Source organism: Solicola gregarius (genome assembly GCF_025790165.1).
GTDB classification, from domain to species: domain Bacteria; phylum Actinomycetota; class Actinomycetes; order Propionibacteriales; family Nocardioidaceae; genus Solicola; species Solicola gregarius.
Genome location: NZ_CP094970.1, coordinates 4592338 through 4617957 on the forward strand (window position 1 = coordinate 4592338; position 25620 = coordinate 4617957).

Genomic DNA, 25620 nt, shown 5'->3' on the forward strand with positions numbered 1-25620 from the left:
GCAGCGCGGTCGCACGAGCGCACAATCGCGGCTCAGGTGCGGTCGACCCACACGTAACCGGCGTCGGTTCGGGTCAGCACCGAGCCGTCGGCGCTGTGGGTCAGGTCGGCGTCGGTCACCACGGTACGCACCGGGCCGGCGATGTCGAGCACGACTGCGGCAGCACCCTCGGAGCGCGCCGCCTGCGCCGCCTGGGCGAACGGTACGGGCACGGGTCGAGCGTCGGGGTCCCAGCGTCGCAGTGCCTCCAGGCCGGTGAACGCGAGGAGCGCGTTGCGGCCGTCGCGTCCGGTCATCAGCACGGCGGCCATCTCGGCCTGTTTGTCAGATCCGTCCGCCGCCCGCTCCCCCGCGAGAACGGCGACGACGGGTACGAGCACCCGGCTGCGGGTGAGTGCGGTGAGCACCGGACGCAGGTCGCGGTCGGCCTCGTACGACGCGAGCGCATCGACGACGGCGGCGTCCGTCGAGCCGTCGTCGTCGGGAAACGCGGGACCAGGCCATGTCTGCCGATCCGCCGCCGGCTCGCGTGATCCCGCATCCGACCTGGCCACGTTACGGTCGTTCATAGGAGGATCCACTCCAATCTCACTCCCGCGCCTTGCCAGGTCGGCGCGGATATCCCGCTCACTGATCGACGCCGGATCGGCAGACACGACCTGGCGAGCGGCACAGGTGCACGGTATCTGTCGCCGGTGTGCACGAGTGAGGCAGACTGGAGACATGGGTTCCTCATCGCTCGAATGGCTGCCGTGGACGATCCTGTTGTCGGCCATCGGCGCGTTCGCGACCTGGCGTGCGTACAAGAACGGTGACCGCTCGGCGATCATCCGCCGGCTCGGCTGGACGCTGCTGCCGTGGGGCCTCTACTTCATGGGACTCATGCGGTTCACCGTGCGCGTGTTCGACGCCGTGGCCGACTGGGCCACCACGTTCGCGTTCAGCCCCCTCGCGTGGCTCGGCGTCGGGCTGTCGTTCGTCTCCGTGCTGATGATCGGCGGCGGCGCGTTCCTCACCGGTCGACGCAAGCGCCGCGGCGGCTCGCCCGAGCCCGTCGACGACAAGGCACGCAAGCAGGTCAAGGCCAAGAAGTCCGCGCCGGTCGACGAGGAAGCCGACGACATCGAAGCGATCCTGCGGCGGCACGGCATCGAGTGAGCCGGGCGATCCAGCGTGTACGTTGAGCGCGCCTCGTCGATCGAGTCGGCGGTCGTCTGGTCGGTCGGTGGCGAGCCGGCCGGCGGGCGCGTGCTGCCCGACGGCTGCATGGACCTGCTGTGGCTCGACGACGAGCTGGTGATCGCCGGTCCCGACACTCGGGCGTACGTCTCGCGGTCGTCCGCGCGTCGAAGCGTCGTCGGGATCCGTCTGGCCGCCGGCGTACTGCCGAGGGCGCTCAGCGTACCGGCCGATGAGCTGCGCGACCGGCGCGCGCGTCTCGCGGAGGTCTGGGGCGTACGAGAGGCGCGCCGGCTCAGGGCACAGATGGCCGCGGCTCCCGATGTCGCCGCGGAGCTCGAGCGGATCGTCGGCGCCCGCCTCGAGGAGAGTGCTCCCGATCCGGTCATGGCGTACGTCGACGCGCTCGCGCGCCGCGGGATGCCGGTCCCGGCGGTCGCCCGCGCGATCTCGCTGAGCGAGCGGCAGCTGCGGCGTCGTACCCATGCGGCGTTCGGCTACGGCGTGAAGATGCTCGCGCGCATCCATCGCTTCCAGACCGCTATCGCGCTCGCGCGCGATGGCGTACCGGTCGCCGACGCCGCCGTGCGCTCGGGCTACGCCGACCAGCCGCACCTGGCCCGCGAGGTGCGTACGCTCGCGGGCGCGCCGCTATCGGCGTTGCTCACGTGAGCCAGGCGAACAGGTCGACCGAGTTGCCGTCGGGGTCCTCGATGGTGGCGTAACGCTGTCCCCAGGCCGCATCCCACGGCTCGTGCAACCCGGTGTATCCGTCGGCCACGAACTCCTCGTAGGTGCTGTCCACCGCGGCCGCATCCGCGCACTTGAACGCGAGGCCGATACGACCACCTCCATGTGACGCCTCGAAGTCGGGGAGGAAGCTGCGGATCGTCTCGACGGTGTCCCAGGCGATACGGATACCGCCAGGCAGTGTCGCCTCCACATGCTGCTGCGACTCGGCATCGTCGGCGAACTCGAGGCCGAGGCGCCGGTAGAACGCGAGCGAGCGGGTCAGGTCGTCGGCGATCAGGCCGATCATGTCGAGTTGTGGTGTCGTCATGCGATCAACGTACGGATCGGGCTTGCCGCCCGTCTTGAAGGTTTCGGCCACACGTGACCGGCCAAACCCGCCGAGGTACGGCGTCCTGCCAATAGGACCCCCTCCTATTGGCAGGACGCCGTACCTCGGCGGGACGTCGGTCAGGTGTGGTCGTCGATCTCGGCACGCAGCCGGCGTACGGCGGGCGCTACTCCACTGAGCGCAGGAATCGGCGCAGCTCGCGGTTGACCTCGTCCGGGGCCTCCACGGGAATGGCGTGACCCGGACCGGTGAGGATGACGAGCTCGGAACCGGGGATCGCGGCGGCCAGCGCCTCGCCGATCGCGACCGGAGCCCGGACGTCGTGGTCGGCGTACAGCAGCAGGGTTGGCACGTCGATCTCCGGCAGCACGTGACGCTGGTCGGCGTGACTGGCGCGTGCCATGGCGCGGAAACCGATGGGATGGAACGCGCGGATGCTGTCGAGGGCCGGAGCAACGAGGTCCGGGTCTGCCGATGGAGAGAAGACGGACGGGGCCATCGCGGCCACGAACTCGTCGGGATCGAGCTCCGATGCGGACAAGGAGCGTGCCAGCCGTTGGTCGGCCATCTTGGCGCCGAGCGAGCCGACCCAGCCCGCGTAGCCGCCCACCAGCGTGAGCGACGACGCGACCCGGCGGTGCCGGTGGTACGCCGCCAGTAGGAGGGCGGCACCGAAGGACAGGCCGACCAGGTGCGCCCTCTCGATGCGCTGTGCCTCGAGGAACGCGGCCAGGCTGTCGGCGTACCCGTCGATGCCGAAGTCCTCGGGAGGGTCCGCGGACCCTCCTGCCCCGGGTGGGTTCCAGGCGATCACGGTGAACTCGTCGCTGAGCGCTTCGAGCTGACCGGCCCAGGTTGCGCGGGCGTCGCCGACGAAGCCGGGCACCAGGACGACCGCCGGCCCGGTCCCGGCACGCTCGAAATCGATGCCCAGGCCGTTCACCTCGACCCGCATACGCTCACCCCGGATCCAGCGCCGGATCATCCGGCACGTGCTTCCCGGCGACCGGAGTGCGCAGCGGGCGGTAGGTTTCCCGATAAGCCCGGGGCCCGGCAAAGGGCGCCGCAGAGTGGGACAGCCAGGACGGCAGCCCGGCCAGCTTGGACATCCGGTCGGTGGCAGCCTGCACGTGCTCAACGCGCGGCCGTCGTACCGTCTCCCAGGCTTCCCCGACCACGGACCAGTCATCGTGCCTCGCCAGCAGGTCGGCCAGCACGATCGCGTCCTCCAGCGCCATCCCCGCGCCTTCGGCCCAGACCGGGCCGGTTGCGTGCGCGGCGTCACCGATCAACACGACTCCATCGGCGTGCCAGGTCGCGATCCTGACCTCCTCGACGGGCGAGTGGTACGGCGGTGAGTCGGCCGACAACGCCTGACGGATCGACGTGGTGACCGGCTCGGGAAAGCGGGCGTACGCGTCCGCCAGCCAAGCCGCCTCGTCGCCGGCGTCACCACCGCGGCTGCTCGAGGCGTACCCGTAGACGCGCCCCGGAGAGACCGGGATGAGCAGGAATGCGTGCCCATGCCCGGTCCAGGCGGTCCAGCAGTCGATCCCGGGGTCATCGACCACGAACCGCCAACTGGCGTTCGTCATCGCTGATCGGCGCGGCGCTGTGTCGGTCACCGACGACCGCAATGTCGAGTGCACGCCGTCCGCCGCTACCACGAGGTTCACAACCTCCTCGGTGCCGTCGGACAGCGAAACCCGGACGCGACCGTCCGGCTGCCGGTCCAGCGAAGTGGCGTCGAGCCCCCAATCGATCGCGACACCCGCCGAGAGGGCGTCCAACACCTCAGCGTGGGGGGCACACACCGACGGCGCCACCCGCGACCAGAACTTCGCCTCATCGACCGCGAACAGCAGCCTGCCGCCCGAAGTGCGGTACTCGCGCCGGGCGACGGGTACTCCCGCCGCAAGCACACCTGCCACAGCACCGAGGTGTCGCAGGCCCGCGACAGCGTTGCCCGGGAGGTTGAGGGCCAACCCATCGTCGGTCCGGTGCCGGCGACGTTCGACGATCCGGCACTCGATCCCACGCCCGGCCAGGGCGCGAGCGGTCGCCAGCCCCGCGACGCCCGCGCCCACGACGAGTACCCTCCGGTCCGTCGACGCCCGCATCAGGTGGCTACCTTAATCCGTGGGCATGGGCGATCGCCGGTTCATCAGCGAATCCTCTGGAGTCGCCGGGGTCCGGCGACGGTCGCCGTGGCTTGGCAGGCCGTCTCTCGCGGTGGCGGAGCCACAAGCACATCATCAGTGCGGTGCTGCCGAGATAGAAGCCGTGCAGGACCCAGATCGGCCCGACCGGCAGGGACACGACGTAGATCGTGTGCACCAGGTTGCCGACGTTGGCGACTGCCAGGTTGCCCACACTGTAGGAGTTGAGGTCGCGGGTCCGGACGGCCTTGACCAACATCGGCAGGTAACTCGTCACGAAGAGTACGGTCGAGACGGTGCCCGCGACGGCAGCGGCGGTGTGCAGGGACATGGTCAGCGCCTGAACGAGCCGTCACGAAAGCCGACCGGGCCGAGGTCGAAGCCGTCCCGCTCGAGGGCCGATCGGGTCAGTGCATTGATGGGGTGGCTGGTTTGCCGCCGGGAGGAGGCACCGACAAGCCGACGGAACAGCCGGGCACCCCGGGCCGGGCCGTTGCCGTCGATCGTCGGTCGCATGTTCGTCCTTCCGTGGAATGCGCGTGCGCTTGGTGGCGGGTCAGAGGTTCTTGATCTTGACGACGGTGCCGCTGAGGCCCACGACGTACGCCGTGTTGCCCACCAGCTCCAGCGACGTCGGCCGATCGAGCACGATCTCGGACCCGTTGGCATCTCGAACCGGGACGAGGTGCCCGTGCCGGGAGACCTTGACCAGCCGCCCCGTGTCGGGCGAGGCAGGCGATCCCTCAGCCATGCCGTCCCAATGGCCCTGGGACAGTGCGTAGAGACCCGCGCGCCGGCTGAACTCCACGTCGACGAGCAGGCTGGCACCCCGTGCGAGGTCGATGGCGCCACCCCATCGGCGCACGAAGGCGACGACCTTGCCGTCATCCGGGTCGTGCGGCAGGGGTCCTGCCTGCGCTGCCAGCACGACGGATCCGATGGTCTCCAACCCGGTCGGGACGACGTTGCCGAACGCCCGAACCTCGGCGATGTCGCCATGGAGCCCGACGTGAAGGACGCGGTTGTGGTGTCCGTCGGTGACCAGGAACCCGCGCCCGTGGCGTTGCAGGGCGTATTGCACCCCGGTGGTGATGAAGAAGTCCGTGGCCGGAGGATGTTCGACCGACCATTGACCGATGTCGGCGATCACCTTGACGTTGCGGTGGCGGCCGAGCCGGTAGATGCCGACGGTCGCGTCGCCAATGGGTCCACCGCCGACGATGTCCCCGCCGACCATCGTGACGAGCACGTAGGCGGTGCGGCCGATGAACTCCACGTCCATGGCCCCACCGACGCCCAACACCTGCGGCGGCAGCCCGTCGGCATACGTGCTGGTGGCGCCGGTCCTCCGGTCGACACGCAGCACGCTGCCGGCATTGGGGTCGGTCACGTACAGCGCACCGTCGGGGCCGATCGTGCTGCCCGAAGCCAGCCCGCTGCCGAACTCCGCCAGTGGGGTGACGACCGGTCCCTCCGCCGTTCGCTTCGCCACCGTCTGCTTCGTCGCATCCCCTCCGGCGCTCGCAGGTGTGGCCGAGGGCGCCAGCATTGCGAGGAGTGCTGCCGCGAAGACGATCGTTCTGAGTCTCATGACGTGCTCCCCAGCGGGATGTTCTGGTTGATGTGGAAGAAGTTGGTCGGGTCGTACTTGCGCTTCAGCGCGACCAGCCGGTCGTAGTTCTCGCCGTACGTCGCGACGAGGCGGGCGGCGTCGCCGTCGCCCATCATGAAGTTCACGTAGCCACCGTTGTTGGTGTGCTGGTGGATGGCCGACCAGTAGCGCTTCGCCCACGCACTCAGCTCATCGGCAAGGGCCGGGTCCTCGTCCACGGCGACGATGACCATCGTCCAGGTGGCCGAGCGCTCGTTCCATGCCGTTTCGGTCGGGCCGACCCGGTGGACGGCGCCGTTGATGGGATACAGGTGCATCATCGACAGGGCGCCGACCATGTCGCTGCTCTGGGCGATGTGTTCCTCGATGGCTGCGTCGGTGAGTTCGTGGACGTACTCACCACGCCAGTACCACTGCAGGCCCGGCCGGAGCAGCGGGTCGAACAGCCCCTGCATGGCTGGGAAAGGCATCTCGTCCATCCAGTTGAACATCGGCTCCGGGAGACGGTCGAGCAGCCGAGCCATGACCTCGGCGCCCCGATCGGCCGGGCCGTTGAACGACGAGATGACCGCGCAGGCTAGTTCACCGTGGTGTTCGGCGGGGAACGGTTCCGTGGCGGGGACCTTCTTGATCCCGACGAAGCTGCCGAGCTCTTCGGGGGCCTCGGCGAGGAACTCGCGGTACGTGCGCATGACCTGCGCCGTGTGTTCGTGGCCCCAGAACACCGGACCTGCGAAGACCTGGCCAACTGGGTGGGCCTGGAACAGGAAGCTGGTGACCACGCCGAAGTTGCCACCGCCACCGCGCAGGCCCCAGAACAGGTCGGCGTGGCTGGTCGGGCTCGCCGTGACCAGCCGGCCGTCGGCCAGGACGACGTCGGCCTCGAGGAGGTTGTCGATGGTCAGGCCGTGCTGACGCGAGAGATACCCCATGCCGCCGCCGAGAGTGAGCCCGGCGACGCCGGTGGTCGAGACGATGCCGAAGGGCACCGCGAGGCCGTACGCATGGGTGGCGTGGTCGACATCGCCGGTGGTGCAGCCGGCGGCAACGCGCACGGTGCCGTGCTCGACGTCGACGCGGACGCCGCGCATCCGAGACAGGTCGATGACCAGTCCGTCGTTCACGCTGCCCAAACCGGGCCCGTTGTGTCCTCCGCCGCGGATCGCGACCTCCAGGCCGGCCTCACGTGCGTAGCCGACACAGGTGACCACGTCGGCGGCGTCCAGGCACTGCGCGACAAGCAGTGGTCGCTTGTCGATCATCCCGTTGTAGAGCGCCCGGGCTTCGGCGTACGTCGGGTCGTCGCGGTCGATGACCCGTCCGCGCACGCGCTGCCCCAAGTCGCTGATGATGTCGACCGTCATGATGACTCCTTGTGAATGCCCCTCCCATCGAGGAGCCGGTGATCGACCGTAGGAGTGCAGCGGGTCCGAACTGAATGACCGCTCGTCCGGCACTGTTGTCTGTATGTCCGCGAAGTGCGAGATTCATGTCAGTACGTCCGGAACGGTTGTCCGGACGTCCGGGAGGCGGCCATGGATGTGCTCTCCGACGTGCTCTTGTCGGTGCGGCTGACCGGCGCGGTGTTCTTCGACGTCGATGCCAGGTCCCCCTTCGTCACGGAGTCGCCCAGCGTCGCCTCCCTCGACCGCGAGGTGCTGTCGGGAGCCGAGCAGGTCATCGCGTTCCACGTGGTCACCCAGGGCAGCTGCTGGGCGGAGATCATCGACGGTGGCGAGCCCCCGGTCGCGTTGCAGGCCGGCGACATGGTGGCCTTCCCGGCGGGCGACGCCAACGTGATGGCCTCCGCACCCGGCATGCGCGGCATCCCCGACCCCTCGCTCTACCGCCGTCCACCCGACAGAACCCTGCCGTTCTCGCTGCGCATGAGCCAGGAGTCGACGGCCGATCGCACCCGGTTCGTCTGCGGGTTCCTGGGCTGCGACACCCGGCCGTTCAACCCGCTGCTCGACTCGCTGCCCCGCATCGTCCACTCACCCGTCTCCGCACAGAGTCGGCAATGGGTTGCCAGCCTGATCGACGCCGCGGTGCAGACAAGTGGCGGCGAGGCCGGCTCTGGCCGCGAAGCCATGCTGGCCAAGCTTGCAGAGCTGATGTTCGTCGAGGCGCTCCGCAGCCATCTGGCCGAGCTCGGCGATGACGAACGGGGCTGGCTCGCCGGGGTGCGCCACCCACAGGTCGGTGCCGCGCTGCGGCTGATGCACGGGCGAGCCGCCGCCCCATGGACGATGGAGCGTCTCGCCCACGAGGTAGGCATGTCACGGTCCTCGTTCGCCGAGCAGTTCACCACGTACGTCGGCATCCCACCGATGCAGTACCTGGCGCGGTGGCGGCTCCAGCTCGCCGCCCGACTGCTGGAGTCCGGCACCCTGAGCGTCGCCCAGGCGGCCACGGCCGTGGGCTACCAGTCAGAAGCCGCGTTCAACCGCGCGTTCAAACGGGAGGTCGGCGAAGCCCCTGGTGCGTGGCGACGAGGCCAGGGGCGTTACCTCCACCCGCCCCTCGCTCCGTGACGCCACCCGGACGAACTCTCCAGAACGGGAACGCGGCTCGGGTTAGCTGTGGTCGGCGATCTCGGCACGCAGCCGGCGTACGGCGGCGCGGGCGCGGGTGCCGTCGGCGGCCTGGATCGCCATCACCGAGACCGCCTCGCCGTCGGTGGTGTCGATCACCGCCCAGGGAGCGTCGCGACCGAGCTCGATCGAGATCACCTCGGCCCACACCAGATCGTGGCGGCGGTAGCCGTTCAGGATGTGCAGCCCGGTGTTGTCGGTACGTACCCGCGTACGACCGATGCCGTGGAGCACCGCGAGGGCCCCGATGAACACCGACAGCAGCGTCACCAGCTGCGGCGGGCTGATGCTGGCGCGCACCTCGTCCGGGAGGGCGGCCGCGATCACCACGAACATCACCGCGAAGCAGCCGACCGCGACGTACGCGATGATCCGTGCCCCGATCGGCCGGTACGTCACGACGACCTCACAACCGGCACGCGAGGATATCCGTGACCAGGGTGCCGCGGGCTCCGAGCGCCCAGAGCTCGTCCATCACCTTCTGGGCGGCGTCGCGCCGGACCATCGACCGGACCGCGACCCACCCTTCTCGATGAAGCGGCGACACCGTCGGTGACTCGATACCGGGCGTCAGCGCAACCGCGCGCTCGACGTGCTCGGTGCGGATGTCGTAGTCCATCATCACGTACGCGCGTGCGACGAGAACGCCCTGCAGCCGCCGCTCGAACACGTCGTACGCGGAGGTCTCGTTTGCGTTGTTGGGTCGAATGAGCACCGCCTCCGACTCGAGGATCGGATCACCGATCACCTCGAGGCCCGCCTGCCGCAGCGTGCTGCCCGTCTCGACCACATCGGCGATCGCGTCGGCGACACCGAGTCGGATCGCGGACTCGACAGCGCCGTCGAGGCGTACGACATGGGTGTCGATGCCGCGCTCGGACAGGTACGCGCGCACCACCGTCGCGTAGGACGTCGCGATGCGACGACCGTCGAAATCGGAGACCTCGCTCATCGTCCCCGCAGGCACGGCGAACCGGAAGCTGGACCGCCCGAACCCCAACCCCTTGACCTCGTCGGCGTCGGCACCGGAGTCGAGCAGCAGATCGCGACCGGTGATGCCCACGTCGAGCGTGCCCTCGCCGACATACACGGCGATGTCACGCGGCCGCAGGTAGAAGAACTCGACGTCGTTGTCGACATCGCGGATCACCAGGTCGCGGCTGCTGCGCCGCTGGTGGTAGCCGGCCTCGGCCAGCATCGCGACGGCGGCCTCGGCCAGCGCCCCCTTGTTCGGGACGGCGATCTTCAACATCGGGGGTCCGTTCGATCGGAGAGGTTCACAGGTGTTCGTACACGTCGTCGAGGCTGAGTCCGAGGCTCAGCATGAGCACCTGGGTGTGGTACAGCAGCTGGCTGATCTCCTCGGCGGCCCGCTCGCGCGACTCGTGCTCTGCGGCCATCCATGACTCGGCCGCCTCCTCGACGAGCTTCTTGCCGATCGTATGGACGCCCGCATCGAGGGCCGCGACCGTACCTGAACCCGGGGGCCTCGTCTCGGCGCGCTCGGTGAGCTCGGCGAACAGACCGTCGAACGTCTTCACCCGGGTAACACTAGTGGTCGGTCGGGTTCAGTGGTCGCGAAGCCCCCGCAGGGTGAGCAGCGTTGCGACAGCCGCCTCCGCCGCCTCGCGGCCCTTGTCCTCCGAGCTGTCGGGCAACCCCGCGCGGTCGAGCGCCTGCTGCTCGTCGTCGCAGGTGAGCAGCCCGAACCCGATGGGTACTCCGGTGTCGAGCGCGACCCTGCTCAGGCCGTCGGTCGTCGCCGCGCTGACGTACTCGAAGTGCGGTGTGCCGCCGCGAATGACCACACCGAGTGCGATCACCGCATCGCGTCCGAGGCGGGCGAGCTGACGGGCGACGACCGGCAGCTCGAACGAGCCGGGCACGCGTACCACCTCCGGCTCGGCGATGCCCATCTCTCCGAGTGCGCTCGTCGCACCGGCGAGCAGGCCATCCATCACCTGGTCATGCCAGGACGCGGCGACCACGCTGATGCGCAGCCTCGACGCGTCCAGCCCGCTCAGATCGGGCGCACCCGCACCACTCATCGCTGTGCCTTCCTCGCGTTCGATCGTTCGCTTGCTCTGCGGGCGACACTCGTTCCTCGCGCCGACCGCGCCACTCGCTCACTACTCACCGCTGGTCTCCTGCCGCGAGGTCGGGAAGGTCGTGGCCCATGCGCTCGGCCTTCGTCTGGAGGTACCGCAGGTTGTGCTCCGTCGGCTTGATGGCGAGCGGGACGCGCTCGTCGACGGCCACACCGTACGACACCAGGGCGGTGATCTTGTCGGGGTTGTTCGTCAGCAGGCGTACCGACGAGACGCCGAGGTCGCGCAGGATCTGCGCCCCCGTGCCGTAGTCGCGGCCGTCGGCGGGCAGGCCGAGCTCGAGGTTGGCCTCGATCGTGTCGTGTCCGAGGTCCTGCAGGGCGTATGCACGGAGCTTGTGCAGCAGGCCGATCCCCCTGCCCTCGTGCCCCCGCAGATACACGACGACGCCGCGACCGGCGGCCATCGCGGCGGCCATCGACGCCTGCAGCTGCGGACCGCAGTCGCACCGCTGCGACCCGAACGTGTCACCTGTCAGGCACTCGGAGTGCACGCGGGTGAGTACGCCCGCGCCGTCGCCGATGTCGCCGTAGACGAGCGCCAGATGCTCGGTGTCGTCGATCTCGTTGCGATAGCCGTACACCTCGAACGTGCCGAACTCGGTCGGCAGCTGGGTCTGCGTCTCGCGTATGACCTGCGACTCGTGCCGCCGACGATACGTGATGAGGTCCTCGATCGAGACCATCGCCAAACCGTGCTCGTCGGCGAATGCCCGCAACGCCTCCGCCCGCATCATCGTGCCGTCGTCGTGCACGATCTCGGCGATGACACCGGCCGGCGTCAGACCCGCGAGACGGGCCAGATCGACCGCCGCCTCGGTATGTCCGGCGCGCGCGAGGACGCCGCCCTCGTGATAGCGAAGCGGCAGGATATGGCCGGGCTGGACCAGCTCGAACGGCTCCGTCGCGGAGTCGGCGAGCACGCGCACGGTCTTCGTACGATCGGCAGCCGAGATGCCGGTGGTGATGCCGTCGCGGGCGTCGACCGAGATCGTGTACGCGGTGCGCATCCGCTCGCGGTTGTGCGGTGTCATCAGCGGGATCGCCAACCGGTCGAGGGTCGCTCCCGTGATCGGAGCGCACACCAGCCCGCTGGTGTGGCGGACCAGGAACGCCATCAGCTCCGGCGTCGCCTTGCTCGCCGCGAAGATCAGGTCGCCCTCGTTCTCGCGGTTCTCGTCATCGACCACCACGACGGCACGACCGGCGCCGACCTCGTCGACCGCCCGCTCGATCGGGTCCAGTACCACGGTCATGCCGTTACCTCCGATGTTCGGCCGCCGGCCGCAAGGGCCCGACGACGCGCCCGCAGCCAGGCTACGAAGCCGTACACGCAGAACGCTCCGTACAGCAGGTAGAGCGCTGCCGACGGGTAGTACTCCGCTCGTACGAGCAGTGGTACGCCCACTGCGTCGACGGCGATCCAGATGATCCAGAACTCGATCCACCCGCGCGCCATCCCGTACGTCGCGAGGATGCTCCCGGTGAGGATCCACGCGTCGCCGAGCGGACCCCAGGACCCGAGTGCGCGAAGGGTCGGATAGAAGACCAGCATGCCGACAACGCCGAGCAGCGCGAGCTCGACCAGCCCGCGCCGACCGGCCCAGCCCGGTACGAGAGCGCTGCCGTCGCCGGCTTCCTGGCGCGCACGGCGTTGCCGCCAGCGCTGCCAGCCGTAGACGCTCACCGCCATGAAGAACACCTGTCGCCCGGCCTGGCCCCAGAGGTCGTGCACCTGTGGCTTCGACAGCACTCCCCCGACGAAGACCGTGAACAGGATCAGGTTGCCGACGATGCCGACGGGCCATGCCGCAACCGACCGTCGGCTGCCGAGCAGCGCGCTGGCGATGCCGAACCCGTTGCCGACGATCTCGCGGACGAGCAACGTGCCGCCGCCGACGGCGATCGTGCCCTCCAGAAGCCAGTCCAGCATGGCCTATGCCTCCTTGTGCGCGAGGAGTCGCTCGACGTACTTCGCGAGGACGTCGACCTCGAGGTTGACCGTGTCACCGACACGCTTGGTGCCGAGCGTCGTCGCCCGGAGGGTCTCCGGGATGAGCGAAACGGTGAACGCCGGCTCGTCGTCACGTATTCCGACGACGGTCAGCGAGGTGCCGTCGACGGTGACCGACCCCTTCTCGACGACGTACTTGGCGAGGTCGGCGGGCAGCTCGATGCGCACGATCTCCCAATGCTCGCTGGGCGAACGCTCGGCGATGCGGCCGGTGCCGTCGACGTGGCCTTGCACGATGTGGCCGCCGAAGCGCGCGCCTGCCGCCATAGCGCGCTCGAGGTTCACCCGGTCGCCGGCCGAGAGATCCGCGAGCGAGGTGCGCGCGAGCGTCTCGCGCATGACGTCTGCGGTGAACGTCTCGCCGTCGCGGTCGACGACCGTCAGACAGCAACCGTTGACGGCGATCGACTCGCCATGGCCGATGTCGCTGGTGACCAGCGGTCCGCGGACGGTGAGCCGAACGGCGTCACCCTGGTCGGTCAGCCGCTCCACGGTGCCGAGCTCCTCGACGATGCCGGTGAACATCAGGCGGTCTCCTTCGGTTCGAGTCTCGGGCGGGCGGTGATACGTACGTCCGTGCCCACGGTTGTTACCTCAACGGGCTCCAGTCGCCACGCGTCGGCGATGGTCGTCACGGCCGGCGTCTGCAGTGCTGCGAGTCCCGAGCCGAGCAGCATCGGAGCGACGTACGCGATCACCTCGTCGACCGCGCCTGCGTCGAGAAATGCGCCGGCCAGCGTGGGGCCGCCCTCGAGCCAGACGTCGCGTACACCGTCGGCGTACAAGACCTTCAGCGCCTCGCGCACGTCACGGGTCGCCAGGTGACGGGTGGGCGCGTCGTCGCTCCACACGTTCCGGTCCGCGGGCAGCTCGCGGGTACCGATCACGACTCGTAAGGGCTGGTCGCCGATCGGCCGGTCGGCGTCGTCGCGCACCGTCAGGCGGGGGTTGTCGATCAGCACGGTGCCCGTACCGACGACGATCGCGTCGACCGCAGCGCGCAGCCGATGCGTGTCACGACGTGCCTCCGGACCGGAGATCCAACGGCTCGTGCCGTCGGCCGCCGCGCTGCGACCGTCGATGGTCGCGGCGAGCTTCCAGGTCACGAACGGGCGCTGCATGCGAACCGATCGGGTCCAGTGCTCGTTCAGGGCGTACGCCTCGTCGGCGAGCACGCCGCTCTCGACGTCTACGCCCGCCTGCGCGAGTCGGGCCGCTCCGCCGGCGGCCTGGTCGGTCGGCTCCGCCTGGGCGACGACGACGCGGCGTACGCCCGCGGCGATCAGTGCCTCGCTGCACGGCCCGGTACGCCCGGTGTGGTTGCACGGCTCGAGCGTGACGATCGCGGTGGCGCCTCGGGCGCGTTCGCCCGCCTGCTGCAAGGCGTCGACCTCCGCGTGCGGCGTGCCCGGCCCCTGGTGCACGCCGACAGCGAGGCGGCTGCCGTCGTCGGCAAGCAGAATGCAGCCCACGCGGGGATTCGGATGCGTGCGTACGGAGGCGCGCGCGGCGCGCAAGGCCTCGCGCATCGCCTCGTTCTCGGCCTGGTTCGCCACCAGCCGGCCTCCCGTCGTCACCGACTCAGGCTCCGGGGCGATGTCGCTGCGAGGCGACGAGATGACCGCCGCAGCGGCCGTCGCGTGTTCCTCCCATCCGGACTTTCACCGTCGGTCCTGGAGTTCCACCAGGTCAACCGGGCACCTGACCCGCGGGATGCGAGTCGAGTGACCGGGTCGCGGACTGTCACCGCCGGCTCGGAATTTCACCGACCCCGGAGCACGCTTGCTCTTCGCACAGACTACGCCTTGGCGATCGCGGCAGCGTCGTGAGGCTCGTCACGCCTGCTGGGCGAGCGTGCGGAGCTCACGTACTGCACGGTCGGGGTCGTCGGCACCGAACACCGCCGAGCCCGCCACGAACGTGTCTGCGCCGGCTTCGGCGCAGCGCTCGATCGTGTCGGCCGAGACACCGCCGTCGATCTGCAGCCAGATGTCGCCGCCGTGCTTGTCGAGCAGCTCCCTGGTGCGGCGGATCTTCGGTACGACCAGGTCGAGGAACTTCTGCCCGCCGAATCCGGGCTCGACGGTCATCAGGAGCACCATGTCGAGCTCGGGAAGCAGGTCCTCGTACGGCTCGATCGGCGTCGCGGGCTTGAGCGCCATGCTCGCTCGTACGTCGAGCGACCGCAGCCCACGCGCGAGGCGGACGGGCGCGTGCGCCGCCTCGACGTGGAACGTCACGCTGCGGGCACCCGCCTCTGCGTACGCCGGCGCCCACCGATCGGGGTCCTCGATCATCAGGTGCGCGTCGACCGGCTGCGCGGCGGCGTTCGCGATCGCCTCGACGACGGGCGCCCCGAGGGTGAGGTTCGGGACGAAGTGGTTGTCCATGACGTCGACGTGCAGCCAGTCCGCGCTGGCGACGCGTGCGGTCTCGGCCTGGAGGTTCGCGAAGTCGGCGGACAGGATGCTCGGCGCGATGCGGATGCCCATGAGGGCAACCTACCGAACGCCGGATCCGAGCGATCGTCATAGCACCGTCTGTCAGCGTCGGCGCAGCACCGCGACGAACATCGCATCGGTTCCGTGCACATGCGGCCACAGCTGTACGTACGGCCCGCTGAGGTCGACGACCTGCGGGAGCAGCCGCGTCGCATCGACGACCTCGACGTCATCGCGCCGAGCGACGATCGCCTCGACGATCTCCTGCGTCTCGCGTACGTGCGGCGAGCACGTTGCATAGGTGACGATGCCGCCGCGCCGGGTGGAGTCGAGCGCGCTGCCGAGCAGCTCGCGCTGGAGCGTCGTGAGCGAGTCGAGGTCTGCCTCGGACCTACGCCACCGGGCCTCGGGCCTGCGGCGCAACGCTCCGAGTCCGGTGCACGGTGCGTCGACGAGCACTCGGTCGAACGACGCGCCTTCCCAGGCGGGCTTGCGGCCATCGCCGCTGACCACCGTGACGTTGTCGAGCCCGCGTACGGCCTTGCGAACCAGCTCGGCGCGATGGGGCTGCAGCTCGTTCGCCGTCACCGTCGCCGACCGCTCCCCCGCGAGCGCGCCGAGGAGCGCCGCCTTGCCACCGGGGCCGGCACAGAGATCGAGCCACGCCGCGTCGTCGCCGTCGAGAGGCGCTGCCGCCGCCGCGATTGCCACGAGCTGGGAGCCCTCGTCCTGTACGCCGACCCGCCCGCCGCGTACCGCGCTCAGCCCGCCGGGCATCCCGGAAGGCAGCTGGTATGCGTACGGCGACATCGAACCGGGCGTCGCACCTGCGGCTTCGAGCTCGGCCCGATCGGTGTCGGTGAGGCCGGGACGCGCTGCCAGCGTCACGTGTGGGGCGTCGTTGTCTGCTTCGAGCAGGCGCTCCAGGGCATCGGCATCGTCGCCGAGAGCGGCGCGCAGCGCCTCGACGATCCAGCGCGGGTGCGAGTACACGACCGACAGGTGTCCGATCGGGTCAGCATCACGGCTCGGCGCCACCCGTCGCATCCACGCGTCGAGGTCGTTGCGCGCAACCTTGCGGAGCACGGCGTTGACGAACGCCGCCGGCTTGTGGCCGACCTGCTCGCGTACCAGATCGACGCTCGTCGACACCGCGGCGTGGCTCGGGGTGCGCAGCGAGAGCAGCTGGTGGGTGCCGAGTCGCAGAACGTCGCGTACGGGTGGGTCGACTGCCGCTAGCCCCTTGGTCGTCACGGTCTCGAGCACCGCGTCGTACGTGCCCTGGCGGCGGATCGTGCCGTGGGTCAGCTCGGTCGCGAACGCCGCGTCACGACCGCCGAGGCCGGCGTCGGTGATCTTGCCGGGTAGCAGCAGGTTGACGTACGCATCGCGGGTGTCGACCGCACGCATCACCTCCCAGGCGATGCGCCGCGCCGGGTCAGCCTTCGGCATCGAACCTCGCTCCGGCCTCCGGGCGCACTCCCCTGGCCCAGTCCGCTGCGGGCATCGGCCTCTTGCCGCGGGGCTGGATGGAGCCGAGCTCCACGTCGACGGTCGCGGTGCCGATCCGGACCGTGTGCTTGTCGGCGCTGATCTCACCCGGCTCGAGGGTGTCGCCGTCGGTCGGCTGCACCGGGCCGAGCTTGATGCGGCCGCCGTCGAGCGTCGTCCACGCGCCGGGGTCGGGCGTGCAGGCACGGATCCGGCGGTCGATCGCGGCCGCGGCCTCCGTCCAACGAACCCGCCCGTCGTCGACCTCGATCTTCGTTGCGTACGAAGCGCCGTCGGCCGACTGCGGCCTGGCCTCGATGTCGCCCGCCTCGACGTGGTCGAGGGTGTCGACCAACAGGGTGGACCCGGCGGCCGCCAGCCGGTCGAGGAGTGCGCCGGACGTATCGTCCGGGCGTACGGCCTCGGTCAGGACGCCGTACACCGGGCCGGCGTCGAGCTCCTTCACGATTCGAAACGTCGTCGCGCCGGTGACCTCGTCTCCCGCGAGCAGCGCGTGCTGTACGGGCGCGGCGCCACGCCACGCGGGCAACACCGAGAAATGCAGGTTGACCCATCCGTGCTCTGGTACGTCGAGTGCCGACTGCGGCAGCAGCGCGCCGTACGCGACGACCGGGCAGCAGGCCGGACTCAGCTCGCGCAGCCGATCGAGGAATGCGGGATCGCCCGCCCGCTCGGGTTTGAGGGTCTCGATGCCGCGCTCGGCCGCCCAGTCGGACACGGGCGAGGCGACGAGCTTGCGGCCGCGCCCGGTCGGGGCATCGGGTCGGGTCACCACGGCGACGAGCTCGTGGTGGCTGGACGCGATCGCATCGAGCGACGGCAGGGCGACGTCTGGGGTACCGGCGAACACAACACGCACCAAGTCACCCTATCGACCGCCGGCCCTCCCGCCCCCGTGACCGTGACGAGAGCCCTGACGCGGTCACGTAGTCGCCTTGGGCGGGCGCGCTCGTGCGACCGACCGCCTCTACGAGATGTGATCCGAAACCGCGACTCGTGGCGACTCCGCTGGAGCCGACTCCGCGGTTTCAGACCACATCTCGGGCTCCTTGTGCGTCCCGTGTCGTTCAATGCACCCTCGTACCTGGACCCCGATCCTCGTTCACCCTAGGGTTCTCGCCGCGGCTTCCTCCACGTGCTGGGGTTCTCGCCGCGGTATCCCTCAGGCCAGCTGAGCCGGGTCGACGTCGACGCGCAGGTGCGACAGCTTGCGCGCCGACCTCCCGGCCTGGAGCTCGCGCAGCGCCTCCGCGAGTTCGCCGCCGCGATGGCGCGGCACGCGGACGATCAGCCGCGCCGAGTCGTCGTCGATCTCAACGGGCCCGAGCAGCTCGAACGGCTGCGGCCATTCGTGGTCGATCAGCGCCTCCAGCTCGTCGACCGGCCCCTCGACCGCCGCAAGGATGACGGCCGGCGGGAGGTGCGCCGCCTGCCGCTCGGCGAGCTCGCGGCGCGCGTGCCCGGCAGGATCGAGCCGGACGAGCGCCTGCAGTACGCCGAGCGTCTGATCGCCGATCGCGAGCACCCGCCCTCCGGCCTCGGCGCCGCGCACGAGCGCGGTCGCGTTGAGCCACCGGCGCAGCGACTCCTCTGCGACGCGTAGGTCGGGGCGCGAGAGCATCAGCCCGCAGTCCATCAGTACGCCCGCGGCGTACCCGCCCTCGGTGGCGGGCTCGGCACCGGGAGTCGCCACCACGAGTACCGCCTCCGCGGACACCCGCTCGCGTACGTGCTCACCCGACGACGTCACGACCGGCACCTGGGGGAACGCGCGTCCGAGCTCCTCCGCGGTACGCGCATCACCGACGACGACCGCACGCATGCGTACAGACCCACACTCGCCGCACGACCAGGTCGCACCGTCACGCCCGCACCACCGACACGTCGGCTCGGCGTCGGAGGACCGCTGGGCCATGGGCCCGGCGCAGTGCGCACACCGCGCGGGCGTACGACAGCGCTGGCATGCGAGCGCGGAGCGGTAGCCCAGCCGCGGCACCTGAACCAACACCGGGCCGGCGTCGAGACCCGACCGGATCAGCGTGAACGCCTCGTGCGGAAGCCGAGCCCGTCCTCCGGAAAGGTCGGCCGCCGCCGCGCGTTCGTCGGCGCCTGTCACCGCGACCCGAGCCCACGAGGCGCGCCGGGCCGGCAGGCTCGGCCCCAGCTCGTCGCACCAGCCGCTCTCGATCAGCCGCTGCGCCTCCGCCGAGCGCGCGTACCCGCCGATCAGCGCCGCACAGCCGGCGTCGTGCGCCCGCGTCAGCAGCACCTCCCGGGCGTGGGGGTACGGGGCGCGGGGTTCGGCGTGCAGGTCGTCGGCGTCGTCCCAGATCGCGACCAGGCCCAGGTCGTGCACCGGAGCGAACGCCGCCGCGCGGGTGCCGACGACGACCCTCGTCAGCCCTCGGGCCAGCGAGAGGAACGCCCGGTAGCGTGCCGACGGACCGAGCGCAGCGGTCAGCTCCACGTGGCGCCCCGCCCCGAGGACGTCGGCCATGGCCGCGCCGACCCTCGCGACGTCGGTGGCATCGGGTACGCACACGATCGCGCCCCGGCCGGCCGCAACCGTCGCGGCAACGGCGAGCGCGATGTCGTGGCCGGACGATGCGCCCGGCAGCGCCGACCACACCGCGCGCGGGCGGTCGCCCGCGGCGATCGCGCTCACGTACTCGGCACCACCGGCGTAGGCGTCCCACCCGGAGAGGTCCGCCGGCGCCTCGACGGGGCCGGCGGGCGTACGCGCCGCGCGCTTCTCGGTCGTGGCGTGTCGCGGCGGCACCGCAAGACGTACGACATCGGCGAACGTGCCGGCATAGCGATCGGCAACCGTACGCACCAGCCGGGCGACGTCGGGACGTAGCACGACCTCGTCCGAGACCGCACGCGAGAGACGCCCGAGCCGGCCGGTGTGGTCGGATTCCGCGACCCGGTCGAGCACGAACCCGCTCACCTGCTGGCCGGCGAAACGGACGACCACCCGCGAGCCCGGCACCGCCGTGTCGTGCATCGCCTCGGGTACGAGGTAGTCGAACGGCCGGTCCAGATGGGCGAGCGACACGTCGACCGCGACGCGGGCTACGGGCAGCTCGGGCGCGAGCGCGGCGCCATCGGGCACCTTGGGCCGGCGTACCGCTCCCTTGAGCAGCGCGAGCTGCTCATGATCGTCGCTCACCCGACGTTTCTACCAGCCGCCGCCGACGGGCAGTCCCGCCCAGTGAGCCCGTGAGCGGTCAGGCTCCCGCGGCCTCGCGCAGGGCGTCGACGCGGTCGGTGGTCTCCCACGTGAACTCCGGCAGCTCCCGGCCGAAGTGGCCGTACGCCGCAGTGGTGGTGTAGATCGGGCGGAGCAGATTGAGGTCGCGCACGATCGCCGCCGGCCGCAGGTCGAACGTGTCGTCGACGGCCTTCTGGATCGTCGCGACCGGCACGGTCTCGGTGCCGAAGCAGTCGACGTACAGCCCGACCGGCTGCGCCTTGCCGATCGCGTACGCCACCTGCACCTCACAACGGCGCGCGAGGCCGGCGGCGACGACGTGCTTGGCGATCCAGCGCATCGCGTAGCACGCGGAGCGGTCGACCTTGCTCGGGTCCTTGCCCGAGAACGCACCGCCACCGTGGCGCGCCATCCCGCCGTAGGTGTCGATGATGATCTTGCGGCCGGTGAGGCCGGCGTCGCCCATCGGGCCGCCGATCTCGAACCGCCCGGTGGGGTTCACCAGCAGCCGGTAGTCGCTGTGGTCGATGTCGAACGTCGCGAGTACCTCGTCGACCACGTGCTTCTTGATGTCGGGCGTGAGCATCGTGTCGAGATCGATGTCGCGGGCGTGCTGGGTGGACAGCACCACCGTGTCGACCCGCTGCGGAGTGCCGGCCTCGTCGTACTCGATCGTCACCTGCGTCTTGCCGTCGGGACGCAGGTAAGCGACCGTGCCGTCCTTGCGGACCTGGGAGAGCCGCTGCGCGAGCCGGTGAGCCATCGTGATCGGCAGCGGCATGAGCGTCGGCGTGTCGTCGCAGGCGTAGCCGAACATCAGACCCTGGTCGCCAGCACCCTGCAGGTCGAGCGGGTCGGTGGCTCCCTCGCTGCGACCTTCGTACGCGGTGTCGACGCCCTGGGCGATATCGGGTGACTGCGACCCGAGGGTCACCTGGACGCCGCACGAGGCTCCGTCGAAGCCCTTCTGCGACGAGTCGTAGCCGATCTCGAGCACGCGATCACGTGCGATGCGGGCGATGTCGGCGTAGCCCTTGGTGCTCACCTCGCCGCCGACCACCACGAGGCCCGTCGTGATGAACGTCTCGCAGGCGACGCGGCTGCGCGGATCCTGTTCGAGCAGGGCGTCGAGGATGCTGTCGCTGATCTGGTCGGCGATCTTGTCGGGGTGTCCCTCGGTGACCGACTCAGACGTGAAAAGGCGTCGACTCACGGATTCTCCTGCTCGTTGGATGGCGTTTGGCGGGTGCCACCCTACCGGGTGGCGGTGGGGCACTAGGTCGCTTCCAGCCTCTGGACCACGGCGTCCCAGATGGCGTGGGCCAGCGCGGCCTTCGGGCCGAACGGAATGTGCTCGGCGGCGCCGTCGGCGCCGAGGATGACGGCTTCGTTGTCGGCGCTGTCGAATGCCCGCCCGGCGCTGACGTCGTTGACGACCAGCAGATCGCAGCCTTTGCGCGCCAGCTTGGCCCGCGCGTGCTCGAGCACCGAGGCCTCGTCGTCGCCGGTCTCGGCCGCGAAACCGACGATGAACGGCGACTTCGACGTACGCTGCGTGACGAGCTCGGCCAGGATGTCGGGGTTCTCGACCAGCTCCAGCTCGGGCGCAGCGCGACCCGGTGCCTTCTTGATCTTGGTGTCCAGCGGGTTCGCCGGCCGGAAGTCGGCGGGTGCCGCGGCCATCACGACGGCATCGGCGTCCACGGCGCGGGTGGTCATCTGTTCGTACAGCTGCCCGGTGGTCTCGACGGGTACGACCTCGACCCCTGCGGGTACGGGCAGGCGCACGTTGGCGGCGACGACGGTCACCGATGCGCCCCGCGCGACGGCGGTCTCGGCGAGCGCGAAGCCCTGCCGGCCGGACGAACGGTTGCCGAGGAACCGGACGGGGTCGAGGAACTCGCGGGTGCCGCCCGCACTGACGAGTACGGAGCGCCCGGCGAGATCGAGCGGGCGATCGGCGTACCCGCGTACGAGCAGCTCGTCGGCCAGGGCGAAGATCTGCGTCGCCTCGGGCAGGCGGCCCTTGCCGGAGTCCTTGCCGGTCAGCCGCCCGACGGCGGGTTCGACGACGATGGCGCCACGCTCACGCAGCGTGGCGACGTTGCTCTGCGTCGCCGCGTGCTCCCACATCTCGGTGTGCATCGCGGGCACGAACACGACGGGGCAGCGGGCGGTGAGCAGGGTGTTGGTGAGGAGATCGTCGGCGATGCCGTGCGCGGCCTTCGCCAACACGTTGGCCGTCGCGGGAGCCACCACCAGCAGGTCAGCCCCCTGACCGATGCGTACGTGCGGCACCTGCGACACGTCGGCGAACACCTCGGTGTGCACCGGGTGGCCGGACAGCGCCTCCCAGGTGGCCGCGCCGACGAAGTTGAGGGCCGCCGCGGTCGGCACGACGCGTACGTCGCGGCCGGACTCCGTGAGCAGCCGGACTAGCTCGCACGCCTTGTACGCAGCGATGCCGCCACCCACGCCGAGTACGACGCGGGGGCGGCTGCTGTCAGTCATGTCGAGGCCGGGGACGTTCAGGCCTCTTCGGCCGGGATGTCCTCACAGGTGAGCAGGTCGGAGTCGATCTCGCGGAGCGCGATCGACAGCGGCTTCTCCTGTACGTGGGTGTCGACGAGCGGGCCGACGTACTCGAGGAGACCCTCGCCGAGCTGCGAGTAGTACGCGTTGATCTGCCGGGCGCGCTTCGCGCTGTAGAGGACCAGCTTGTACTTGGAGTCGGTCTTCTCGAGCAGATCGTCGATGGGCGGGTTGGTGATGCCCTCGGCCGTTGAGCGGGTGGTGGCCACGTGGATTGACCTCGCAGGATGCGTGGACGACGGTGCCGGAGCGCAGCGGGCTCAGCGTCGCGGGCGCGACTCCGGGCGGGAACTGAACAATCCTACCAACTCCTCGCACGCATCCCGAACATCGGTGTTGACGATGGTCACGTCGAACTCCGCTTCGGCGGCCATCTCGACCCGCGCCGTGCGTAGCCGACGGTCGCGTTCGGGCTCGCCCTCGGTGCCGCGCCCGACGAGTCGGCGGACGAGCTCGTCCCAGTCCGGCGGGGCGAGAAAGCAGAACAACGCATCGGGCATCCGCTCGCGTACCTGGCGGGCGCCTTGCAGGTCGATCTCGAGCAACGCGGGCCGGCCGGCGGCGAGCTGATCCTCGACCGGCCGCCGCGGCGTGCCGTAGCGGGCTGCTCGGTGCACGACCGCCCATTCGAGGAGCTCGTCGGCAGCGACCATCGCGTCGAACTCCGCGTCGGACACGAACTTGTAGTGCACCCCGTCGATCTCTCCGGGGCGGGGCGCCCGGGTCGTCACGGACACGGAGATCCAGATGTCCGGATGATGCTCGCGTACGCAGGCCGCGACAGTGCCCTTGCCGACCGCGGTGGGGCCGGCGAGGACGATCAGGAACGCATGCCCGTCGGCGTTGTCATTCACGATCCGCGAACTCGGCCTCCAGGGCCGCGACCTGGTTGGCACCCAGCCCGCGTACGCGGCGGCTCTCTGCGATGCCGATGCGCTCCATCAGCTGGCGCGCACGTACCTTGCCGAGACCCGGCACCGACGTGAGCAGGTCGAGGACCTTCATCTTGCCGACGACCTCGTTGCGCTGGCCCTCGCGGAGCACCGCCGACAACGGGGTCCCGGAGTGCTTGAGGCGGTTCTTGACCTCGGCTCGCTCACGACGAGCCGCGGCGGCCTTCTCGAGCGCAGCCTGGCGCTGCTCGGGGGTCAGCGGCGGTAGAGCCAACTCGGTCACCTCGGGGTGTGGAAATGTCCAGTACGACATGAGGAACGACGAACTGTCGCCCCCGTGTAGGTAGAACCTAGCGACGTCATCCCGCGACCCGCAAACAGGGGTGGCGGAAGCGGCCGAGCCGACCGCTTCGCGCCACCCCTGGGTGCTCAGTTACCGCCGTCTTCGGGCGCGGCTTCGTCCTCACTGAGATCGATGTCGCACTCTTCCTTGACCTGCTTCTCGATCGCCTTCGTGTCGGACTCGAGGTTCTGCATTCCCGACATCGTCTTCATGAACTCCTGCGCCTTGGCCTTGTCCTTCTGCATGGCCTCCTTCAGCGCGGTGTCCATCGGCTCGTCCGGCGCGACGCCCAGGTCTTCCATGCCGGCGGCGAAATCGCCCATCGCCGAGTGCAGCGAGGACCACTGTGAAGAGACGTCCTCGGGCGCGGCGTCCTTGATGTCCCCGATCAGGTCGACGGTGTCGGACATGTCGGTCAACGTGTAGTCGCCGCTCGCGAAGTCGTCGAACCGGCCCTTCATCTCCTCGACCTGGCCGCAGTAGTCACCGCCGCTCGCGCCGTCGGTGTCACCACCGCCGCCGCCATCCCCGCTGTCGTCTCCACAACCGGTCAGTACCGCCGTCGCGAGCAGACCGCCACAGACGATCGTCGTGAGTCTCTTCATATACGTCTCCTCTACTCCGAGTCGCCGAGGTCGATGTCGCACTCTTCCTTGACGTTCTTCTGAACCGTCTCGATATTGCTCTGGGCGTCCTGGAAGCTGCTCATCTGCTCGCTGAGCCTCGCCCGCAGATCGGGATCCTTCTGGACAGCCTCGGTCACCGCCTCGTTCAGCGGCTTGTCGGACGCGACGTCGGCGTCCTCGAGCGCGCCGACCATATCGTCGACCGCGCTGCCGACCGACCCCCATTCGCTGCTGACCTCGTCAGGAGCGGAGTCAGCGATGTCGCCGATCTTGTCGCCCATCGAGCTCAGGTCGTCCATCGTCAGGTCGGCGCTCTCGAGGTCGCTGAACTCGCCTTGCGCGTCCTTGACCTGGTCGCAGTAGCCGCCACCATCGCCGCTGTCGCCATCGCTGCCGCCGCACGCGGTGAGCGTGCCGATCGCCAGCACCGTCGTGGCGGCCATCGTCGCCAGTCGCTTCATTGAGTCCCAATCAATCGTTGTCTTGGTCGCGCCGGTCGCGCAGTCTTCCACACCGGCGCCACGCCGATTCCCTGCGGTACGACGAGAGCGCGCGCCCGATGGTTCCAGGTATGACGGCTATCGCAGGGAGAACCCACACGACCGTCTGACGTCGGCTGCTATTGCCTCCGCCGCGGCGACGACGTCGGGTGACTTGTAGCCGCGGACCGCGCGCAACAGGTAGGTGTACGCCTGTTGTCCGAGATCCTCGAGCGCTTGTGCGTCCGACAGATCGATGTCGTAGCGGCGCAGCACCGAGCGTACGCGCTCGAACAACTCCGCCAGTCGTCGCCAGTGCGGCGCGACCTCGTCCGGCGCGACGTCCGTCACTCGTCGGACGGCCCGCGCCGCGGCCTCGATGTCGGCGCCGTCCCGCACGTGCACGCCGGACAGGTCGAACTCGGTACGCAGGTCGTCGACCGCGTCGCAGTACGCGCGAGAGCCGGTGGTCTCGTCTGCGGAGTGGGCCCCGTCGTCGCGGCCGTCGCTACCCTGACCTGGTCCGGAATCGGGCGGGGACCCGTCTCGTTCGTCCGTTCGTCCGGAGTCGTCACCCGACTCACCGGCCTTGTCGTTCGAGTCGTGCCCGGAGCGGCCGTCGGACTCGGGCCCGGTCGTCTCAGGACCCTTCGCCGCCGGAGCGGGTGGGTCGTTCGCCCGGTCGCCCGCGTCCGCGCAGCCCGCCAACGCCGAGAGGCAGATCGCGGCGGCGACGGAAGCGGCAACCAGGCGCTTCATAGCCTCCGAGCATAG

Annotated in this window: 31 protein-coding genes and 1 riboswitch; of the genes, 3 read left to right on the top strand and 28 right to left on the bottom strand. The window is 70.0% G+C overall.

What is annotated here, in order from left to right; genetic code table 11:
* Positions 1-32: 32 nt before the first annotated feature.
* A complete protein-coding gene (locus L0C25_RS22390) occupies positions 33-569 on the bottom strand; it encodes an SseB family protein (RefSeq protein ID WP_271634014.1) in 537 nt (178 codons plus the stop codon).
* A 154-nt stretch (positions 570-723) separates the two neighbouring features.
* Between L0C25_RS22390 and L0C25_RS22395 the strand changes: the two genes are divergently transcribed.
* Both L0C25_RS22395 and L0C25_RS22400 read left to right on the top strand, forming a co-directional pair.
* Complete coding sequence (locus L0C25_RS22395) at positions 724-1158, top strand: hypothetical protein (RefSeq protein WP_271634015.1); 435 nt, start codon at positions 724-726, stop codon at positions 1156-1158.
* 15 nt (positions 1159-1173) lie between these two features.
* Positions 1174-1851 (top strand): helix-turn-helix domain-containing protein, encoded by a 678-nt coding sequence (locus L0C25_RS22400; RefSeq protein ID WP_271634016.1) that lies wholly within the window; start codon positions 1174-1176, stop codon positions 1849-1851.
* Here the strand turns inward: L0C25_RS22400 and L0C25_RS22405 are convergent.
* The 7 genes from L0C25_RS22405 to L0C25_RS22435 form a co-directional block, all read right to left on the bottom strand.
* A complete protein-coding gene (locus tag L0C25_RS22405; RefSeq protein WP_271634017.1) occupies positions 1844-2239 on the bottom strand; it encodes a VOC family protein in 396 nt (131 codons plus the stop codon). The genes L0C25_RS22400 and L0C25_RS22405 overlap by 8 nt on opposite strands.
* 187 nt (positions 2240-2426) lie before the next feature.
* The gene (locus tag L0C25_RS22410; protein WP_271634019.1) at positions 2427-3215 is read right to left on the bottom strand and encodes an alpha/beta fold hydrolase; all 789 of its coding nucleotides are present in this window, start codon (positions 3213-3215) and stop codon (positions 2427-2429) included.
* 4 nt (positions 3216-3219) lie between these two features.
* Entirely contained in the window at positions 3220-4380 is a 1161-nt protein-coding gene (locus L0C25_RS22415; RefSeq protein WP_271634020.1) for an FAD-dependent monooxygenase, read from the bottom strand.
* Positions 4381-4387: 7 nt separating this feature from the next.
* Positions 4388-4750 (bottom strand): hypothetical protein, encoded by a 363-nt coding sequence (locus L0C25_RS22420; RefSeq protein ID WP_271634021.1) that lies wholly within the window; start codon positions 4748-4750, stop codon positions 4388-4390.
* A 2-nt stretch (positions 4751-4752) separates the two neighbouring features.
* A complete protein-coding gene (locus tag L0C25_RS22425; protein ID WP_271634022.1) occupies positions 4753-4935 on the bottom strand; it encodes a hypothetical protein in 183 nt (60 codons plus the stop codon).
* A 40-nt stretch (positions 4936-4975) separates the two neighbouring features.
* Positions 4976-6010: a hypothetical protein gene (locus L0C25_RS22430; RefSeq protein WP_271634023.1), complete on the bottom strand. Its 1035-nt coding sequence runs from the start codon at positions 6008-6010 to the stop codon at positions 4976-4978.
* Positions 6007-7395, bottom strand: coding sequence for an FAD-binding oxidoreductase (locus L0C25_RS22435; RefSeq protein WP_271634024.1), 1389 nt, complete (start codon positions 7393-7395; stop codon positions 6007-6009). Before L0C25_RS22435 ends, L0C25_RS22430 begins: the two co-directional genes overlap by 4 nt.
* Positions 7396-7566: 171 nt before the next feature.
* Here L0C25_RS22435 and L0C25_RS22440 point away from each other — a divergent pair, with 171 nt between their 5' ends.
* Positions 7567-8565 (top strand): AraC family transcriptional regulator, encoded by a 999-nt coding sequence (locus tag L0C25_RS22440; RefSeq protein ID WP_271634025.1) that lies wholly within the window; start codon positions 7567-7569, stop codon positions 8563-8565.
* Positions 8566-8607: 42 nt separating this feature from the next.
* Here the strand turns inward: L0C25_RS22440 and L0C25_RS22445 are convergent, their stop codons facing one another.
* From L0C25_RS22445 to L0C25_RS22540, 20 genes are all read right to left on the bottom strand, one after another.
* Complete coding sequence (locus tag L0C25_RS22445) at positions 8608-9024, bottom strand: PH domain-containing protein (protein WP_271634026.1); 417 nt, start codon at positions 9022-9024, stop codon at positions 8608-8610.
* 7 nt (positions 9025-9031) lie between these two features.
* Positions 9032-9877, bottom strand: coding sequence for an ATP phosphoribosyltransferase (hisG, locus tag L0C25_RS22450; protein ID WP_271634027.1), 846 nt, complete (start codon positions 9875-9877; stop codon positions 9032-9034).
* Positions 9878-9902: 25 nt separating this feature from the next.
* Positions 9903-10166 carry a phosphoribosyl-ATP diphosphatase gene (locus L0C25_RS22455; RefSeq protein WP_271634029.1) on the bottom strand — a complete coding sequence of 88 codons (264 nt, stop codon included), beginning with the start codon at positions 10164-10166 and terminating at the stop codon, positions 9903-9905.
* Between the two features lie 27 nt (positions 10167-10193).
* Complete coding sequence (gene ribH, locus L0C25_RS22460) at positions 10194-10673, bottom strand: 6,7-dimethyl-8-ribityllumazine synthase (protein ID WP_271634030.1); 480 nt, start codon at positions 10671-10673, stop codon at positions 10194-10196.
* Between the two features lie 85 nt (positions 10674-10758).
* Positions 10759-11988 carry a bifunctional 3,4-dihydroxy-2-butanone-4-phosphate synthase/GTP cyclohydrolase II gene (locus tag L0C25_RS22465; protein ID WP_271634031.1) on the bottom strand — a complete coding sequence of 410 codons (1230 nt, stop codon included), beginning with the start codon at positions 11986-11988 and terminating at the stop codon, positions 10759-10761.
* Entirely contained in the window at positions 11985-12665 is a 681-nt protein-coding gene (pnuC, locus tag L0C25_RS22470) for a nicotinamide riboside transporter PnuC (RefSeq protein WP_271634032.1), read from the bottom strand. The genes L0C25_RS22465 and pnuC overlap by 4 nt, the downstream gene beginning before the upstream one ends.
* 3 nt (positions 12666-12668) lie before the next feature.
* Positions 12669-13271, bottom strand: a complete 603-nt coding sequence (locus L0C25_RS22475) for a riboflavin synthase (protein WP_271634033.1) — start codon at positions 13269-13271, stop codon at positions 12669-12671.
* Positions 13271-14275 carry a bifunctional diaminohydroxyphosphoribosylaminopyrimidine deaminase/5-amino-6-(5-phosphoribosylamino)uracil reductase RibD gene (ribD, locus tag L0C25_RS22480; RefSeq protein ID WP_271636881.1) on the bottom strand — a complete coding sequence of 335 codons (1005 nt, stop codon included), beginning with the start codon at positions 14273-14275 and terminating at the stop codon, positions 13271-13273. The genes L0C25_RS22475 and ribD overlap by 1 nt, the downstream gene beginning before the upstream one ends.
* Before the next feature lie 108 nt (positions 14276-14383).
* Positions 14384-14529: riboswitch (FMN riboswitch) on the bottom strand.
* A gap of 52 nt (positions 14530-14581) precedes the next feature.
* On the bottom strand, positions 14582-15238 hold the full coding sequence (gene rpe, locus L0C25_RS22485; RefSeq protein WP_271634034.1) for a ribulose-phosphate 3-epimerase: 657 nt from the start codon (positions 15236-15238) through the stop codon (positions 14582-14584).
* Between the two features lie 51 nt (positions 15239-15289).
* Complete coding sequence (locus L0C25_RS22490) at positions 15290-16639, bottom strand: RsmB/NOP family class I SAM-dependent RNA methyltransferase (protein ID WP_271634035.1); 1350 nt, start codon at positions 16637-16639, stop codon at positions 15290-15292.
* Positions 16626-17558 carry a methionyl-tRNA formyltransferase gene (gene fmt / locus L0C25_RS22495; protein ID WP_271634036.1) on the bottom strand — a complete coding sequence of 311 codons (933 nt, stop codon included), beginning with the start codon at positions 17556-17558 and terminating at the stop codon, positions 16626-16628. The genes L0C25_RS22490 and fmt overlap by 14 nt, the downstream gene beginning before the upstream one ends.
* A 303-nt stretch (positions 17559-17861) precedes the next feature.
* Entirely contained in the window at positions 17862-19871 is a 2010-nt protein-coding gene (locus L0C25_RS22500; protein WP_271634037.1) for a primosomal protein N', read from the bottom strand.
* 58 nt (positions 19872-19929) lie between these two features.
* The gene (gene metK, locus L0C25_RS22505; protein WP_271634038.1) at positions 19930-21126 is read right to left on the bottom strand and encodes a methionine adenosyltransferase; all 1197 of its coding nucleotides are present in this window, start codon (positions 21124-21126) and stop codon (positions 19930-19932) included.
* A gap of 62 nt (positions 21127-21188) precedes the next feature.
* Positions 21189-22424: a bifunctional phosphopantothenoylcysteine decarboxylase/phosphopantothenate--cysteine ligase CoaBC gene (coaBC, locus tag L0C25_RS22510; protein ID WP_271634039.1), complete on the bottom strand. Its 1236-nt coding sequence runs from the start codon at positions 22422-22424 to the stop codon at positions 21189-21191.
* A gap of 17 nt (positions 22425-22441) precedes the next feature.
* Positions 22442-22714, bottom strand: coding sequence for a DNA-directed RNA polymerase subunit omega (gene rpoZ, locus L0C25_RS22515; protein ID WP_271634041.1), 273 nt, complete (start codon positions 22712-22714; stop codon positions 22442-22444).
* 51 nt (positions 22715-22765) lie between these two features.
* Entirely contained in the window at positions 22766-23359 is a 594-nt protein-coding gene (gene gmk, locus L0C25_RS22520) for a guanylate kinase (protein ID WP_271634042.1), read from the bottom strand.
* Positions 23352-23672 carry an integration host factor, actinobacterial type gene (gene mihF / locus L0C25_RS22525; RefSeq protein ID WP_271634043.1) on the bottom strand — a complete coding sequence of 107 codons (321 nt, stop codon included), beginning with the start codon at positions 23670-23672 and terminating at the stop codon, positions 23352-23354. Before mihF ends, gmk begins: the two co-directional genes overlap by 8 nt.
* Before the next feature lie 155 nt (positions 23673-23827).
* Positions 23828-24346 (bottom strand): hypothetical protein, encoded by a 519-nt coding sequence (locus L0C25_RS22530; RefSeq protein ID WP_271634045.1) that lies wholly within the window; start codon positions 24344-24346, stop codon positions 23828-23830.
* Between the two features lie 11 nt (positions 24347-24357).
* Complete coding sequence (locus L0C25_RS22535; RefSeq protein ID WP_271634046.1) at positions 24358-24828, bottom strand: hypothetical protein; 471 nt, start codon at positions 24826-24828, stop codon at positions 24358-24360.
* Positions 24829-24945: 117 nt separating this feature from the next.
* Positions 24946-25605: a hypothetical protein gene (locus tag L0C25_RS22540; protein ID WP_271634047.1), complete on the bottom strand. Its 660-nt coding sequence runs from the start codon at positions 25603-25605 to the stop codon at positions 24946-24948.
* Positions 25606-25620 lie beyond the last annotated feature (15 nt).